Here is a 15,896-nt window from a genome sequence, read left to right as displayed (position 1 = left end):
ATATTCAATGAAAAGACTTCAAATTCTGGCCGCCCTTACCGGTGCGGCAATGACACTTGCGAGCACAGCGGCGTTCGCCGCCGATCAGGTTGTGCGCATTGGCTGGCTTCGCGGCCCCAACGACATCACACTCGCCAAATCGCGCGGCACACTGGAACAAGCGCTCGCGGAAAAAGGTATCAAGGTGGAATGGGCTGGCCCATTTCCGGCTGCGGCCCCAGCCTTTGAAGCACTGAACGCGGGCAGCATCGATATTACCGCTGGCAGTTCGACATCAGCCATTGCTGCGCTGGCGGCAAATATTCCGCTGACGATCTTCGGCTATCAGAAAATGTCGCCGGGATCGGAAGGGATCGTTGCCAAGAAAGATGCTGGCATCACGTCGATCAAGGATTTGGCAGGCAAGAAAGTCGCCGTCAACCGCGGCGGTACGGGCGAATATCTGCTGATGCAAGGGCTGGAGACAAACGGTATCGATCCGAAAAACGTCGAGCGCGTCTATCTTAGCCCAAGCGACAGCGGCCCAAGTTTTGTGCAAGGCCATGTCGACGCCTGGGCGACATGGGACCCCTTTGTGGCAATCGCCGAAAAGTCCTATGGCGGTCAGGTGATTGCGGATGGCGCTGCCATTGGTTCCGACAATGCGGTCGTTCTGATTTCAAGCCGAGAATTTGCTGAAAAGAAAGCCGACGAGCTGCAGGCGATTTTCGATGTTCTGAAGAAAGACAATGCCTGGGCCGTGGCGAACAAGGCGGACGCTGGCGCCATCTGGGCCAAAGAAATGAATATACCCGCTGAACTGGGGCAAGTGATCGGTGAGAACAATGCCGTTCCGACGACCGCCGTTACCGCAGCAGATGTCGAGCAGATTGGGAAAATTGCCTATTGGTATGCCAAGAGCGGTATCATTCCCCAAAAGCCCGATATCAAGGCAGCTGTTGTCGAGCTGAAATAATCAACACGATTCCGCCTGCATCGGTTTTTCAAAACGGATGCAGGCGATGCTTTGGTTTTGCCAAATGATGCGCTTGACGGTAGAAGCTCTTCAAAGCCAGCCGGAGCATCCCTTGAAAACCATCGCAGTTGATTTTGAAACGGCCAATGAACAGCGCGGAAGCGCCTGTTCAGTTGGATTGGCATGGATTGAAGATGGCCGCGTTGTGCGCGTTGAAGAGCGCCTTATCCGACCGAAGGATATGCGGTTTTCCTCATTCAATATCGCCATTCACGGCATTCGCCCCGAGCATGTCGAAGATGCCGGAGAGTTTCCCGAAGTCATGGATGAGTTCGCAGATGACTTCGCGGGCGCGACGATGATCGCCCACAATGCTGCTTTCGATTTCAGCGTCTGGCGCGCATGCCTCGACCAATATCGGCAAAGCTACCCGGAGTTTCAGTATCTGTGTTCGGTAAAAATGGCGCAGAAGGTCTGGCCGGACCTCGGCTCCCACAAGTTAAATGTTTTGGCTTCGTATCTCGGTCTCACCTTCGCACACCATAATGCGGCGGAAGACGCGGCCATCTGCGCCGAAGCCACAATCTCCATTGCACGTTCGCTCGGTGCACAAGCCTTGCACGAGGTTCCGGCCATGATCGGCATGAAGCCTGGTCGCTTGTTCGCCGGTGGCTACGAGCCCTGCACTTGCCGAAAACGCTGAGTGCGCGCTACTTTAACGGCTTTTGTTAAAGTAGCGCGCGGTATTGTCACTGTATGAGGCGACCGCCATCAATGAGCGTTCATAATCCGTCGCACTATCAATTGAGTCTCTGTTCGGTCTCCGCATCAAAGAGATGGACATTCGCAGGATCGAGCATGACTTCGAACTCTTCGCCTGGCTGAACTTTATGACTGGGGGGCAAAGCGGCAACGAGCCTTTGTGGGCCAACGGTTCCCGTTACAATCAGCTCGGGGCCCGTGAGTTCGGCGATATCGCATTTCATGCGCAGAACGACGCTTTGATCTTTCCGCTCCCGCCCTATTGCTTCTGAACGAACCCCAAGCAAAATACGTCTGCCAGCCGCAATATTCGGTAGGTTGCCAATTGGAATGCTGGTGTCCGTACCGTCAATCGTCAGACGATCTCCGCTGAATGTGGCTTCCAGCATGTTCATTGGCGGCGCGCCGACGAATGTCGCCACATAAAGCGTGGCGGGCCGGTTATAGACATTTTCAGGCGTGTCCAGTTGCTCGATGCGCCCATTGCGCATGACCGCAATCCGCGTCGCCAATGTCATCGCCTCGATCTGATCGTGCGTGACGTAAACCATCGTGGTTTTCATCAACTGATGCAGTCGTTTCAACTCGGCACGCATTTCCATGCGCAGTTTTGCATCCAGATTGGACAATGGTTCATCGAAAAGGAACAGTTTGGGGTGACGCACCAATGCGCGACCGATTGCAACACGCTGACGCTGGCCACCGGAGAGCTGCGCGGGCTTTCGATCCAGCAGATTTTCAATCTGCAAAAGGCGCGCTGCTTCCAGCACGGCTTTATCCCGCTCCGCAGCTGGTACTTTGCGCATCTCAAGACCGAAGCCGATATTGCGCTTCACATTCAGATTTGGATAGAGCGCGTAGGACTGAAACACCATCGCCGTATCCCTGTCCTTGGGGTGTACGCCGACGATAGACCGCTCATCAATGCGAATGTCGCCGCTTGTCGGTTCGGCCAGGCCCGCGATCATGTTGAGCAATGTCGACTTGCCGGAACCGGAGGCACCTAACAGCACCAGAAACTCACCGCTGGCCAGTGACAGATCGATACCTTTGAGGATTTCGGTCGACCCGTAGCTCTTGCAAACATTGCTTATGGTCAGGGTGCTCATGCAAGCGCTCCTTCAGTATCCGACATATAGGCCCGCGGGCTTGTGGAAATAGCCTTCGAGGCGCTGCGTGTGGCGGCCTGCAAGCAGGCCTCAACCGAGCGTCCCTTGGCGAATGACGCAAGAAAAGCTGCGTTGAAAACATCGCCCGCACCGATTGTATCGATAACCGTTACCTGAGGCGCATTGACCGATATGACGCTGCCATCATGTCCAACCGCGAAGGCGCCATTCGGGCCGCATTTAACGATAAAAAGGCCGCCATTCGGCATCGTCCGGCAGAGATTGTGCGCGGCCTCCACCGGATCGGCGGAGTTTCCAAGATTGATCGTCTCAACCTCGTTGAACATGACAAACTTGCTGCGTTTCAACCATGAAAGTGCGCGGCTTCGGTTCCGCTCCGTCCAGCCTTCGACCGGCCAGCCGGTATCAAGCGCCACCTCGATGTTGTGGCTGTCGGCCCAATCGAAAAACTGATCATATGCATCCGCCAGCCTGTCGGTCAGAAAACTTCCGCAAAGAAGGGCCAGTCCGCCGGACAAGGCCTCACCATCAAGTGCCGACAGGGCATCTTCAATTGAAAAATGCGGCAGATGACCGAGTGTCGTGAAGAAAGTCCGTTCTCCATCCGGATGCGTCAGGCCGACGGACAGAGTGGTTTTTCCAGCAAACACCGCCCATTGTCTGGCATGATCACCAAAATTCTCAGCGAGCCAGCGTCCAAACTGATCGGCGCCTGTATTCGCTGCCATTTGAAATGGAACTTCCAAAGCCATCAGTGCCAAAGCCGAGTTTCCCGCCGAACCGCCGACGCGCAACTCGTCATGGCTGACAATGTTCTCGGTGCCCGGTTGTGGCCAAGCCGAAGTCGGTCCCAGGATCATATCAACATTGACGTTGCCGATAATTGCAATTGGCCTCACTCATTCGCTCCGGGTGATTTTGGAAGAACGGACCGGCGTACCGGCATTCTCGACACGTTGGTCGGCAAAGGCCATCATGAGCCGTTGCGCAGCTGGCAGGATCGTGAAAATGGCGCCAAGTCCGCTTGCTGCGGGAAACGAAATCGTTACAGCACCCGGAACAGGTGCCTCACCGGAGGCGTCAAACACTACCAGTTTGGCTCCCGTTTCAGCAACAGACTGTCCCATCGCCGTCACCAGCGGTGCGGTCGCATCGTTGCCCTTGAAGAGGATAACTGCAACCTTTGGTGAGAGCATTTCCATCGGCCCGTGACGCAGTTGGCCACCCTCCAGCGAATAGCTCGGCACGCGCGAAAGCTCGCTAAACCCAAGAGCAATGGCTTCTGCTACCCCCTGCAGACAGCGCCCCGAGGTTACAATCGTGTTGACATCAGCGATGCAATCAAGCGCTGCATCAATCGCCACAGTTTGGGGGGAATTCAACACGTTGAGTGCGGCTCGCGGATCGTCACCGACTGCCGCCAATATGGCCAGATGCAGAGCGAAACTAATCGTCAGGCTACGGGTTGCTGCAAATGCAAGCTCCCCGCCGCCATGCCCCACCAGGCAGTCGACTTTGCTGGCGAGAAACGACCCAGCATCAAGCGTCAAACCGAATATATCGGCCTGCCCCTTTTTCTCGACGAACCAGCGGACGACTTCCGCACTTTCACCGGACTGGGATGTGACCAGAACCGTTTTGCCATCAATGGGTAATGCAGCGCCAAGCTGCTCTGAAATCGGTATGGCAACTGCATCGATATTATGGGCGCGATAAAGCGGTTCCACCGCACGACCGACCGCATGTGACCCGCCCATCCCCAGCAGCAGCAGCTTGCCGGTTTTACGTAAACTCCCGGCGATCTTCTCCGCCAGTTCGCGATTATTCTCGAAGGAAATCAGAGCATCGCTAAACTGGCGTGCCATCTCTTTATCGATTGCGACAAGTCCTTCAGGACGCTGCTTTTGCGTGTTCATCATCATCCTTTCACGCCGCCGCTGGTGAGGCCGGAGATAAGTGCGCGTTGCATCAAAAGCCCAACAATAACCGGTGGAAGTGCTGCCAAAACACCCGCAGTCGCAATCAGCCCGTAATCGGAAACGCGCCCGCCAGCCAGATCGGCAATAGCAACTGTCAGCGTCCGCGCTCTCTGATCCGATGTGAACAACAGCGCATAGAAAAATTCGTCCCATCCCAGCAGAAATGCGAACAGCGCCGATGTCGCAACAATCGGCAATGCAAGCGGCAGCGTGATGATACGCAATGTCTGGAACAGGCTTGCACCGTCAATCATCGCGGCCTGCTCAATCTCCTGCGGGATACCATCGAAGCCAGACTTCATCAGCCATGTGGTGAATGGTGCCAGAATGGTAAGGTAGACAAGCGCGAGACCGAATACCGAATTCAGCAGCCCTAGTTTTGCAAGGACCATGTAAAGCGGCACGGCCAAAGCCACCGGAGGCAGCATATAGGTGCCAATGACCAAAGTGAGCGACCAACCGATGCGCGAGGTCCGCGATACCGCCCAACCGGCAGGGATCGCAACAAGGATCGCCACTAATGTGGCCATGCCCGCCACTCTCAGACTGTTATACATCGATGCCACAAAGGCAGCGCCAGCGCTATTGGGGACCGTGGACAGCAGAGTCTGATAGCGAGAAAAATCCGCTGTGGTCGGCCACCATTTCAATGGGCGAACAGACAGGTCGGCCATCGGCGATATGCTCATGACAAACAGCCAGAACAAGGGCGCGAGGATAATGACTGCCAGCGACAGCGCAGCGAGATAAACGAAGAAAGTTGCGATGGGGCTTCGACGTTCCATTATGTTGCCGCTCCAGCCGTTTTGCGCACCAGAAAACCATAGCCCAACGCCAGCACCGTAACGATTAGGGTCACAATGAGCGCCAGCGATGCACCAGATCCCGCGCGCTGGAAGGAAAATGCTTCCTGATAAACGAGGATAGAAAGCGTACGTGTGGAATTGGCGGGGCCACCGCGGGTCATGATCCAGATAATGTCAAAGACCTTGAATGCTTCAATGGTGCGGAGCACAAGCGCGACCATCAATGGTCCCGCAAGATAGGGCAGAATCACAAACCGGAATCGGTTGAATGGACCCGCGCCATCGACAAGCGATGCAGCTGTTATGTCTCTTGGGACGGCTTGAAGGGCCGCCAACGCGATGAGTGCGACAAGCGGGAAGTTCTTCCAGCAATCGGCAACAATCAGCGCCGTCATTGCTGCTGACGGTTCGCCGAGCCATGACTGGTAGTCTGAAATGATGCCAAGCTGGGTCAACAGCGAATTGAGCGCACCATATTCGGGATTGTAGATGAGACGCCATAGTGTTGCGTTGACCACCGTTGGCAACGCCCATGGCAGAATAAGCAAGGCGCGCAGAACAGTGCGGCCATAAAACTGCTGGTTCAGCAACAGTGCCGCCAAAACGCCAAGGACCATTTCGGCTGACACCGAGATGAGAGAAAACCAGGTTGTGGTCCAGAAGGCACGCTGGAAATTTGAGCTGGTTAGCATCTTGATGTAATTGGCAAAGCCAACAAAATCGCCGCCAGTGCCGACAAGCTTTGCATCGGTGAACGAAAGGCGCACCGTTTCAAACATTGGCCAGCCGATCACGCAAACCATGACGGCGAGTAACGGAAGCATCAGCAACCACGCTCGCATAGTCATCCAGTTGCCGGACATTGTTTGCACCTCAGTCTAAATGGAAGAAGGGAGTGGATGCAGATGCACCCACTCCCATCAGGGTCCTTAGAGCCCGCTGTTTTCAGCTGCGGATTTGAGGGCGTCTTCCGGCGAAGACTGTCCAAGCAAAGCTTCCTGAATGGACTGCTGCAAGGCCGTGGACATTTCCTGATATTTCGGTGTCGTCGGGCGCGGATACATCGCAGCCAGGCCGAGCTTCGCTGCCGCGATCAACTCTTCCTGTCCCTTCGATACAGCCGGATCATCATAGGACGACGCCCAGATCGGCAGAGACAGTTTTGCATAATCGTTCTGGACCTTTTGCGAGGTCATAAAGACGATATATTTCCACGCATCATCAGGATGTTTGCTGGTGGTGGTGATGCCAAGCCCCATGGAACCATTGACCGCCGAAACCTCGCTCTTGCCTTCGACGCCCGGCGCAGGCACCACGCCCACCTTGCCAACCACTTTGCTTTCGGCAGGGTCATTGACCTTACTATACATATAGGTCCAGTTCAGCGCGAAAGCGGCGTCACCATTCTGGAAGACCTTGCGTACGTCCTCCTCCAGAAACTCTTTCGAGTTGGGATTGCTGAGGCCGGACTTATAGCTGTCCACCATATATCTGAGGGCATCCAGTCCGCCATCCTTGTCGAAGGCGGGCTTTCCGTCTTTCAGGAAATCGCCGCCATAAGCACTCACCAGCGTGGTGTAGTCGCAAATCGCGGCCTCCGCCTGCGCCCAACTCCACGCAATCGGCGATGCAAGCAATCCCTTGTCCTTGATGATCTTTGCCTGATCGTTGAGTTCCGCCCAGGTCTTGGGCGGGTTCTTTATGCCCGCTTTCTCAAGGATTTCCTTGTTGTAGAACAGGTACTTGGTATCCAGAATCCACGGCATGCCGTAATATTTGTCCTGATACTGAACCGTCGTCCAGGCGCCCGGCAGAACGCCCTTCTTCATCTCGTCCGTAATGCGCGACGAGACATCGACAAGCACATTGTTGCTTGCATATTCGGCTGGCCAGATCACGTCGAACAGCACAACGTCATAGCCCTGCCCCGAACCCTGAGCCAGAACCGTCTTGTCATGCAACCCTTCATAGGGCACGAATTCCAGATTGACCTTCACATCCGGATTGGCTGTCTGAAAGGCCTCCGTCATCGCGCGTACGTCCGCTTCGCTATAAGCGGCCTGCGCCATGAACAGGGCATTCAGGGTCGTTTCAGCAAATGCGTGCGGAACCGAGAAAGCGGATACGGCCAGCGTACCCAGCAAGACGGTGCGAATTGATTTAAGCATTGGTACCTCCCGTTAACCTGCCTCCGGCTTGTGCTAGTGCCGTGCACATTGCCTTATCGCCGTGAGATCAGAGCTGTTGTTCCACCATTATTAAATGTTCATGTTCTTTATTAAGTCAAATCCATTGACTTAAACGTGTTATAAATATCTACTGGTGTCAAGAGGGATTGAGGATGCCAAGAAAGAGCGACATTCGGGCCACGAGTGGCACTAATCATGAGGGTACAAGCGCCCATAATCGCAGGGTGATCATCGACGCCCTGCGCCAAAACAGATCGCTCTCCCGCGCCGAACTCGCCCGTGCGACAAACCTCACCAAACAGACGATCTCCAACCTGATTGAAGGTCTGGAAAGCGACGGGTTGGTGAGTTCGGAAAATGCCGTCAGGCGTGGTCGCGGACAACCGGCAACGCCCTACCGGCTGGTGCCCGAGGGCGCTTTTGCGCTCGGCGTTCAGATCGACCGGCATCTGACCCGGATTGTCATCGTCAATCTGACCGGCGATGAAGTCGTGCGGCGGGAGGCCAGACTGCCAGCCGATAATCCGGAAGAAGGCTGCGCCATCATTCTGGAAGAAATTGCCAAAGCGCAAGCGACGCTCGCACGGGAATTCCCCGGTGGACACTATCGAATGTCGGGGCTTGGTGTCGCCATGCCCGGACCTTTCGGCACAAGGGTTCCCGAGCATGACCGATGGGTGATGAGTGCATGGCAATCTTTCCCGCTGATCGACAGGTTGACCCAAAGCACCGGCCTAACTGTAACATTGCAGAACGATGCTACGGCCTGCGCGCGGGCAGAAAAAATGGTTGGTCTCGCAGACGGCCTCGATAATGTCGTCTGTATCTATATGGGCTACGGTGTCGGCGCCGGGTTGATACTGAACGGAGAAATCTATACTGGCAGCAAGGGCAATGCCGGTGAAATCGGCACCATGCTAATGACCAATCGCGGCGCGCCAACGCCACTGGAACACCATGCTTCTCTCTCGTCGCTCTACAAACATTTGAAACTCGACGAAGCACAGCCCGATCTTTCTGCGGAATTGGAAGCCCTGTTGGCGCAGAACGATCCGCAACTGGAAACATGGCTGGAGCGGGCGGCGATGGAACTGAGATCCGCCATCCATACGATAGAAGCGATCTTCGACCCGCAAACAGTTATTCTGTGTGGCGGCGCGCCGAAACTTCTGGCCAACCGGCTCGTGGACCGGATTGAACCGCTCATTTCCTCCAGCGTCGATTACCCGGTGCGGACATTGCCGCGTCTGCTGGTCGGGTTGACCGATATATGGGCCGTGGCGCGCGGGGCAGCCCTTGAGCAGATCAGCAGGCATTTCGACCCACGTTTCTCAGCACTGCTGAAGTCTGGCGTCATTGCCTGAAGCGCCAGGCGATAGCCAACACCGGCTCTTCTCATCATCCCTCAAGCCACGTCGGCAGGCCCCGCGCTACGTGGCCTGTCTTTGCGGCCTCTGCGCAGCTCGCAAGACTACCAAAACGCACCGCACGGCCAGACAGACCCGGCCCATAATGTGCGTATTTTCCGGAATTGGTCATCAGCGCTTTGGCCGCGACCGGGAAAACCGGTTCGGAAATGGAACACCAACAGAGATCCGGGATCACCTGAACGCCCGCGGCTTCCAGCCTTTGCAATGTTCCATCTTCGCGCGCCACAGCTATAACCTGACGCCCCGCGGTGATAATGGTGGTTGTGACCGCTTTGCCGCCTCGCAAAGCGTTTGCAAAGGCGCGGCATTCCTCAAGCGAAGCGTGCGGACTGCCGATGGCTACCAGATCCACCGCATCTGGACCATCGTTCAGCGACTTCCATCCATCCACCATGTCGTTCCTTGTGATAGAGACCGTATCGGCTGTGGGCGAAACAAAATGCGCTTCCGGTGTAACGCCTTCGACATGCAGCATGGGTGCAGCGGAAGTCGTACCGAAGGCCGCACACATGGCTTTTAAATTTTCCGGTGTCGGCTTGGCGTCCCTGAGCCCTTTCAGGAGTGGAATCCGATCCGGCGAAACCTTACCCGCGAGATAACCAATCAAGGGCCAGAAAGCGTCGTCGAACCCTTCGGGTATATCAACGTGGATGATACGCTGCGCAAATCGATGTTGATCAAGATAAACGCCCGACAGTGGTGCGCGTCCCGTCATGGCAATGCAGAGATCAAGGAAATCGGGATGCTTCGCCGTGCGGGCCCCAAGCATGGTGTTTGCATAGATGACTGCATTGCTTTCGGCCCATGCGATCATTTCCCCCATTTTCGGCGCGGTGTCCAAAAGGTAGGGCGAGCAGGTAAATGTGTTCTGACACCCCATCCGCACATAGGCATCGGCAAGCCGTGCGGCGGGCCGCCCAAAGGATGCAGGCACACCTTGCGCCTGCCAATGTTCGCGATCAACGGAAATGGCATTCATTGTCGTCGGTACGCGAACCCGCGCACCCATATCCGCCATCTTCTCGGCGAAGATCAAGTTGGCCGGGCTTGCATAGATGCAGCCGTCGATATGCGCCTGCGCGACATCGATCAGGCGTTCTGCGCCTTGGTTTTCGGCCATCGCGCAGATAATTTCCATGGCGAGCTTGGTGGCATCGCCATCTGCGCCCGTCATCATGGCTTGATCGGCTGCGGAAAGTTCGAGCCTCGTTTCCTTCGACCCCACGAGCGGCAGGGTAAAGCCGGGCGCGGTTAACTTGGTCGGCGTGATCTTGACCTCCGGCTCTTTTCGTAAGCGCTCCCAGTCCTCCGGTGGCAGGCGCAAGACGGGTAGAGGATGGTCGAACATCTTGTCGGCGATCAGCGCCCCCAGCGTCACCACATCCTCAGTCTGGGAGAAAATCAGCGCAGCCGGTGCCATGCCATTTAATGCCAAATCAAGCAGCACGCCTGAACCCGTACAGGAACCGCGCGTTGATGGCATCATCAGCACAACGCCTCTGATACTCTGCCCGTGGAGGGGATGGTGCACGTCGATGATTTTACCCGAAGCAGGATCAATCCCACCCCAAAAGCTGAGCGGTTCGGTTGTCGCCAGGATTGGCCCTTCGGCGGTTCCGGGCAGAATGCTACGGGCTGTTGCGGACATGTTCACCTGTCCGTTGCCTGGTTTGATTTCTGAATGATCTCGGCCAATATGGCGACCGCGATTTCGGCAGGTGTCGCGGCTTTGATATCCAGCCCTATCGGGGATGAAATCCTCGCCAGATCGGTGGCATTGTGCCCGAGTTTCTTCAGGTTTTCCATGCGTTGGGCATGGGTTCGACGACTGCCCAATGCCCCAATGTAAAAGCAATCCGACTGCATTGCCAGTGATAGCGCCGGTTCGTCAATTTTGGGATCATGCGTAAGCGTGGCAACCGCAGTATACCGGTCCAGCGGGCTGTCGCGAAACGCCTCCTCCGGCCAGACTGCCTTAAGAGCGGCCTCCTGAAACCGCAACGGCGTTGCAAACGCTGTCCGCGGGTCGATGACCTCCACATCGAAACCCGTCATGATGGCCATCTGCGCAAGATGCTGGGCGATGTGGACTGCCCCCACCAGTTTCAACCGCAATGCCGGTCGATATATATTGATGAAATACCGTCGATTGTCGGCCACAAATTAGAGCGCCTTACCGGTTTGAAACGCCTGTCGAACGTGCGGTTGAAACGCACTAGAAACAACCTCAGCATCCCGCACAAGCTCAGTGCGTCTCTGGTCCAGATCGGTCAATGTCGCTACGAGCAAACGGCTGGCGCGTAGCTCATTCAGTTCCGCAAGAAGAGAGCTTTGCATCAATCGAGCTTCTCCACATAGACCCTGATCTTGCCCCCACAAGACAGCCCCACGCGCCATGCCGTTTCATCGGCAACGCCAAACTCCAGCAGCTTTGTCTTTCCGGACGCTATCGTTTCCAGCGCCTCTTCAATGACTGCACCTTCGACACACCCCCCGGAAACCGAGCCTTCAAAATTGCCCAACGCGTCGACAACAAGATGACTGCCTGTGGGACGCGGCGCCGATCCCCATGTTTCAATGACGGTGGCGATCGCAACCCCTTTGCCATTCTGGCGCCAATGGAGCGCGACAGCCAACGGGTCCTTGGCAAGACCAAAACTATGTTCAGACAATTCGTCCACCGGCATTCACGACAGCCTCTCTCGTATCCACGTCAATTCTGGCAGCAGAGCCAATGGGTACATCAACGATAGGGAGTTCGCTCGCCTCAATGATATGCCTTGCACCCACATCGCCCGACAGGACGGAAATGGCTTCATAAAGCTGCCGCGGTACAATCACGGGATTGCCGCGCTCACCCTCGTCGGTAACGGCGCGAACGACAGCGTTTCCGTCGTGCTGGCGGAAAAGATCAATCATCATGCGAATGTGCTGCGCGCTGACCGCAGGCATGTCTCCCAGATGGATCATCAGCCCGTCGCAGTCCGCCGGTGCTGCCCCAAGCGCAGCTTTGATCGAACTTGCAAGCCCAAGGGCATAAGCCGGATTGTGAACGATAGAGACGTCAAGCCCTCGAAGCGAAGCCGCAATTTCGTCTGCCATATGACCAGTGACGGCAATCACCCGGCCACGATCAGCTTCTACCGCATTTCCAACCGACCGGCGCACCAGCGGCTTGCCATCAAAAATGGCGAGGAGCTTGTTCGCCCCGCCCATACGTGAGGATTGCCCGGCGGCCAGAACAGCAATCATGACCGCAAGATCGCGTTTTCTGCTCGCTCTACCATCGCGCGGCGCAATGCGCGCCGGGCTATCGAGCAAAAGACCGCCGACGCCCATCGCTGCAATGTCCTTTGGCATGACACTCATCTCCGCCATCAAGCGGTCGAGAACCCAATCGAACCCATTCTCCTTGACGCTCCGGGCGCAGCCGGGAGCGCCGATCACCGGCTTACCGTCGATTTCGCCAAGCACCAGCAGATTGCCGGGATCGACGGGCATCCCGACATAGGTAACCGTCCCACCAGCCTTGCGAATGGAACTGGGAAGAACATCGTTCTTGTCCGCAACCGCCGATGCGCCGAACACAACGACAATGTCGGAAACCGCAGCTGCATTTTGTATGGCGCACGCCATCGGCTCCGCCGCATGCGAGACCCGAAGTTCTGTCGCCACGGTTCCAAGATTCATCGTCAAACGCGCTTCAAGCGCTTGACGGGTTTTATTCAGAACACTTGTTTTCAAATCCGGGTTCGTTCCCTGAACAAGCCCGACAGTGCGTCCGCTGAAGGGTTCAACGCCGAGCATATTCTTGTCGCGACACAGCGCAAGCACTGCTGCGATGGAACTCTCCGGGACGGCATAGGGAATGATCTTTATCGTCGCCACGACCTGCCCGGCACGAACGCGGTCAAACTCGCGCAAGGTCGCCAGTGTTATCGACGAATCGATAAAATTCACCGCATCCACAAGCTGCCGGTTGACGGCGAAGATGCCGGCTTCTCTTGCAAGAAAATTCACCCGCCCGGTCGTGGCCGCAGAATAAATAATGCCCTTTGCCGATATTGCAGATGCGATCTGGGCAGCAGCGTCGTTCTCCGTAACATCGCCGGCTTCCAGTTGGGCCGACACCACGCTGTCATGTCCCTCCTTTCGGAGAAATTCGATATCATGCGCGTCGAGAACATGCCCTTTGGGGAAACTCCTCCCACCCACAACCAGCCGATGTGCGAGAATAGCGTTCAATGCCTCGTCGAGCGGTGTTGCCCCGAAAACCATGCGCTATCCTTCCCCCAAAGCCACGCCGGATCGCCGAAGTTCTTTCCGTTATCTGGTCGCCATTTGGCTCCGCGAGAGCCCCCGCTCCCTTATATGCCGGAGCTTCATCATTTGTCACGATGCGCTCTGAGCGTTTATGCGGTTTCAGATATGTCTATTCATCGTCGGGCAATCCTTGCTGGAGTTCGGCAAATTTACCAGCCATTGTCGGATTACCGCGGGTAAGCCGCTTGACCGTCAGGTCCTCAGCCTTATCGTTTGCCAGTCTTAGATTGTTGGCCGACTTGTGAAGCGCTTCTTTTGTTTTCTCGAGATCCTTGATCGCTTCATCTATGCGTTTGACTGCTTCCTCAAAACCGTCAGAAGCCAAACGCCAATTGCGCCCGAATGCAGCTTTGAAGTCGTCGAGCTGGCTTTCGAAATTTGTGATGTCGACATTTTGCGCCTTCACCAGTGCCAGTTCGGACTTGTATTTGAGCGAGTTTATCGCTGCATTGCGCAGCAACGTGATGATTGGGATGAAGAACTGTGGCCGGACGACGTACATTTTCGGATAACGATGGGATACATCGATGATCCCTGTGTTGTAGAGCTCACTTTCAGGTTCGAGCAGCGAGACCAGAACCGCATATTCGCAACCTTTCGCACACCGGTCCTTGTCGAGCTCTTTGAGAAAATCTTCGTTCTTTTTCTTGGTCGCGGTCTCGTCGTTCTCATTCTTCATCTCAAACATGATCGAAACGATTTCGGTGCCCGCATCGTCCATATCGCGGAAGATAAAGTCGCCCTTGCTACCGCTGCTCGCGTCATTATCCTTCTCAAAATATGCGCGTGGGAAAGCAGTCGCACGAATACGGTCGAACTCGGTTGCACAGTGCTGTTCCAGCGTCTCGCCGATCATTTTTGTCGATAGTTTCGCTTTCATATCCCGCAGACGCTCGATTGCCTCGTCGCGATCCCTGAGCTGCGTTTCGTATTTGTCTTTGAGCGCTGTCTCGGCAAGTTGCTTTTCAAGTGCCACCCGGGCAAGCCCGTTCTTCAGTTCATCGCGCTCCTTCTCAATCGCGCTGACAGCTTCGGTGACGGCAAGTTTTTGAGAAATCTGGCTGGCATCGAGTCGGGCTTTCAGATCCTGAATCTCTTCATTCTTGGTGGAAGCCGCTTTCTGCAGTTCAGAAAGAAGCTTTGCCTTGGCCAGTTTAGACGTGGCTTCGTTGTCACGCCTGACGCTTTCAAGCTCGTGCGAAAGAGCATCACGTTCTTTCTCGATGGCCCCCAGAGCCTCGGCTACGGCAAGCTTCTTCGCGACTTCCCCGGATTCAAGCCTTGTCTTCAGTTCCTGGATTTCAGAATCCTTGGCTGCGGCGGCTTTCTGCAGTTCATTGGCAACCTTGGCCTGTGCAAGCTCGACAGCATTCCGCTTGTCCTGCTCTGCTAACTCCAGGCGCTCGTGCAATTGCTTCTCGAAATCACTGTCTCGAACCTGCTTTAGAATATCTGCATATCCAGCTTCATCAATCTTGAATGCCTTGTTGCAATGCGGGCAGATGATTTCGTGCATGATAATTTCCGTTAGCCTTGGCAAGAAGTTCCGGCAGAAACTCCAGCTGCCATTGATCCGCGTCTTGTGAACGATCGCTGCACTTTTAGCAAATCTGCAATCAATTCAATCAATTCTGATTAAAAAATAACCAAATATAAAATTGATTAATAAATAGACCGAAAGCTATTGCCAATGTAACGGCGCTACGGCATCAATGCAGCATGAAGCAGCCGGACCTGACCATTCTCATTATCGATGAGAACGCCATTCGCTCCTCGATCATTGAGGAAGGATTGCGCGAGGCAGGCCACGGCAAAGTCGTGGTGATCAACAAGATGCACGGCATAGCGCGTATGATTGAAACGCTAAATCCCGATGTGATTGTGATCGACATAGAAAACCCCAATCGCGACATGATGGAGCATCTGTTTCAGCTGACCCGCACCGTAAGCCGCCCGATCGCCATGTTTGTCGACCGCTCTGACACAGCCTCTATCGAGGCTGCAGTGGAGGCAGGCGTTTCCGCCTATATTGTGGACGGACTGAAGAAAGAACGCGTGAAGCCCATTCTCGATATGGCCGTCAGCCGGTTCAACGCATTCAGCCGTCTGCAACGCGAACTTGCGGATGCAAAGTCGGCACTGGAGGAGCGCAAGGTGGTGGAGCGCGCCAAAGGCATTCTCATGAAAATGCGCGGCCTGTCCGAAGAAGACGCTTTTGCCCTGCTGCGACAGACTGCGATGAATGAAAAGAAGAAAATGTCCGACATTGCGCAAAGTATCGTGACCGCAGCCGGACTGCTGATGAAATAGCTTTAGATTTCA

At 55.4% G+C, this 15,896-nt stretch carries 15 protein-coding genes; 4 read left to right on the top strand and 11 right to left on the bottom strand.

The window, feature by feature from the left end; genetic code table 11:
* The first annotated feature begins 7 nt into the window (after positions 1 to 7).
* On the top strand, positions 8 to 955 hold the full coding sequence (locus D8666_RS10690) for an aliphatic sulfonate ABC transporter substrate-binding protein (RefSeq protein WP_109366073.1): 948 nt from the start codon (positions 8 to 10) through the stop codon (positions 953 to 955).
* Between the two features lie 112 nt (positions 956 to 1,067).
* Positions 1,068 to 1,658, top strand: coding sequence for a 3'-5' exonuclease (locus tag D8666_RS10685; RefSeq protein ID WP_121537976.1), 591 nt, complete (start codon positions 1,068 to 1,070; stop codon positions 1,656 to 1,658).
* Between the two features lie 97 nt (positions 1,659 to 1,755).
* On the opposite strand, the gene D8666_RS10680 is transcribed toward D8666_RS10685, so the two are convergent.
* The 6 genes from D8666_RS10680 to D8666_RS10655 all read right to left on the bottom strand — a co-directional run bounded on the left by D8666_RS10680 (position 1,756) and on the right by D8666_RS10655 (position 7,800).
* Entirely contained in the window at positions 1,756 to 2,826 is a 1,071-nt protein-coding gene (locus D8666_RS10680; protein WP_121537773.1) for an ABC transporter ATP-binding protein, read from the bottom strand.
* A complete protein-coding gene (locus D8666_RS10675) occupies positions 2,823 to 3,746 on the bottom strand; it encodes a carbohydrate kinase family protein (RefSeq protein ID WP_121537771.1) in 924 nt (307 codons plus the stop codon). Before D8666_RS10675 ends, D8666_RS10680 begins: the two co-directional genes overlap by 4 nt.
* A complete protein-coding gene (locus D8666_RS10670; protein WP_121537974.1) occupies positions 3,747 to 4,763 on the bottom strand; it encodes an SIS domain-containing protein in 1,017 nt (338 codons plus the stop codon).
* A gap of 2 nt (positions 4,764 to 4,765) precedes the next feature.
* Positions 4,766 to 5,611 carry a carbohydrate ABC transporter permease gene (locus D8666_RS10665; protein ID WP_121537769.1) on the bottom strand — a complete coding sequence of 282 codons (846 nt, stop codon included), beginning with the start codon at positions 5,609 to 5,611 and terminating at the stop codon, positions 4,766 to 4,768.
* Complete coding sequence (locus D8666_RS10660) at positions 5,611 to 6,495, bottom strand: carbohydrate ABC transporter permease (protein ID WP_109366085.1); 885 nt, start codon at positions 6,493 to 6,495, stop codon at positions 5,611 to 5,613. Before D8666_RS10660 ends, D8666_RS10665 begins: the two co-directional genes overlap by 1 nt.
* Before the next feature lie 66 nt (positions 6,496 to 6,561).
* Positions 6,562 to 7,800 (bottom strand): extracellular solute-binding protein, encoded by a 1,239-nt coding sequence (locus D8666_RS10655; RefSeq protein ID WP_109366086.1) that lies wholly within the window; start codon positions 7,798 to 7,800, stop codon positions 6,562 to 6,564.
* Positions 7,801 to 7,973: 173 nt separating this feature from the next.
* On the opposite strand from D8666_RS10655, the gene D8666_RS10650 reads away from it, so the two are divergent.
* Positions 7,974 to 9,185, top strand: a complete 1,212-nt coding sequence (locus D8666_RS10650; RefSeq protein WP_121537767.1) for an ROK family transcriptional regulator — start codon at positions 7,974 to 7,976, stop codon at positions 9,183 to 9,185.
* A 34-nt stretch (positions 9,186 to 9,219) separates the two neighbouring features.
* On the opposite strand, the gene lhpI is transcribed toward D8666_RS10650, so the two are convergent.
* From lhpI to D8666_RS10625, 5 genes are all read right to left on the bottom strand, one after another.
* Positions 9,220 to 10,899 (bottom strand): cis-3-hydroxy-L-proline dehydratase, encoded by a 1,680-nt coding sequence (gene lhpI, locus D8666_RS10645; RefSeq protein WP_121537765.1) that lies wholly within the window; start codon positions 10,897 to 10,899, stop codon positions 9,220 to 9,222.
* A 2-nt stretch (positions 10,900 to 10,901) separates the two neighbouring features.
* The gene (locus D8666_RS10640; protein WP_209445976.1) at positions 10,902 to 11,351 is read right to left on the bottom strand and encodes an XdhC family protein; all 450 of its coding nucleotides are present in this window, start codon (positions 11,349 to 11,351) and stop codon (positions 10,902 to 10,904) included.
* A gap of 236 nt (positions 11,352 to 11,587) precedes the next feature.
* Positions 11,588 to 11,938 carry an XdhC family protein gene (locus D8666_RS10635; RefSeq protein ID WP_121537761.1) on the bottom strand — a complete coding sequence of 117 codons (351 nt, stop codon included), beginning with the start codon at positions 11,936 to 11,938 and terminating at the stop codon, positions 11,588 to 11,590.
* Positions 11,916 to 13,529, bottom strand: coding sequence for an NTP transferase domain-containing protein (locus tag D8666_RS10630; protein WP_121537759.1), 1,614 nt, complete (start codon positions 13,527 to 13,529; stop codon positions 11,916 to 11,918). Before D8666_RS10630 ends, D8666_RS10635 begins: the two co-directional genes overlap by 23 nt.
* Before the next feature lie 154 nt (positions 13,530 to 13,683).
* On the bottom strand, positions 13,684 to 15,090 hold the full coding sequence (locus D8666_RS10625) for a DUF2130 domain-containing protein (protein WP_121537757.1): 1,407 nt from the start codon (positions 15,088 to 15,090) through the stop codon (positions 13,684 to 13,686).
* A 203-nt stretch (positions 15,091 to 15,293) separates the two neighbouring features.
* On the opposite strand from D8666_RS10625, the gene D8666_RS10620 reads away from it, so the two are divergent.
* Entirely contained in the window at positions 15,294 to 15,884 is a 591-nt protein-coding gene (locus D8666_RS10620; protein ID WP_121537755.1) for an ANTAR domain-containing response regulator, read from the top strand.
* The last annotated feature ends 12 nt before the right edge of the window (positions 15,885 to 15,896 follow it).

Source organism: Ochrobactrum soli, from assembly GCF_003664555.1.
Lineage (GTDB): Bacteria > Pseudomonadota > Alphaproteobacteria > Rhizobiales > Rhizobiaceae > Brucella > Brucella teleogrylli.
Note: the sequence above shows the minus strand (reverse complement) of the source record. Positions and strands in the feature narration are given on the sequence as shown.

What these genes read in the sequence shown, in the direction of transcription:
- D8666_RS10655 (WP_109366086.1), bottom strand. Translation starts at nt 7,800, where the DNA reads ATGCTTAAATCAATTCGCACCGTCTTGCTGGGTACGCTGGCCGTATCC.
- D8666_RS10660 (WP_109366085.1), bottom strand. Translation starts at nt 6,495, where the DNA reads ATGTCCGGCAACTGGATGACTATGCGAGCGTGGTTGCTGATGCTTCCG.
- D8666_RS10625 (WP_121537757.1), bottom strand. Translation starts at nt 15,090, where the DNA reads ATGCACGAAATCATCTGCCCGCATTGCAACAAGGCATTCAAGATTGAT.
- lhpI (WP_121537765.1), bottom strand. Translation starts at nt 10,899, where the DNA reads ATGTCCGCAACAGCCCGTAGCATTCTGCCCGGAACCGCCGAAGGGCCA.
- D8666_RS10650 (WP_121537767.1), top strand. Translation starts at nt 7,974, where the DNA reads ATGCCAAGAAAGAGCGACATTCGGGCCACGAGTGGCACTAATCATGAG.
- D8666_RS10670 (WP_121537974.1), bottom strand. Translation starts at nt 4,763, where the DNA reads ATGAACACGCAAAAGCAGCGTCCTGAAGGACTTGTCGCAATCGATAAA.
- D8666_RS10630 (WP_121537759.1), bottom strand. Translation starts at nt 13,529, where the DNA reads ATGGTTTTCGGGGCAACACCGCTCGACGAGGCATTGAACGCTATTCTC.
- D8666_RS10620 (WP_121537755.1), top strand. Translation starts at nt 15,294, where the DNA reads ATGAAGCAGCCGGACCTGACCATTCTCATTATCGATGAGAACGCCATT.
- D8666_RS10690 (WP_109366073.1), top strand. Translation starts at nt 8, where the DNA reads ATGAAAAGACTTCAAATTCTGGCCGCCCTTACCGGTGCGGCAATGACA.
- D8666_RS10665 (WP_121537769.1), bottom strand. Translation starts at nt 5,611, where the DNA reads ATGGAACGTCGAAGCCCCATCGCAACTTTCTTCGTTTATCTCGCTGCG.
- D8666_RS10635 (WP_121537761.1), bottom strand. Translation starts at nt 11,938, where the DNA reads ATGCCGGTGGACGAATTGTCTGAACATAGTTTTGGTCTTGCCAAGGAC.
- D8666_RS10680 (WP_121537773.1), bottom strand. Translation starts at nt 2,826, where the DNA reads ATGAGCACCCTGACCATAAGCAATGTTTGCAAGAGCTACGGGTCGACC.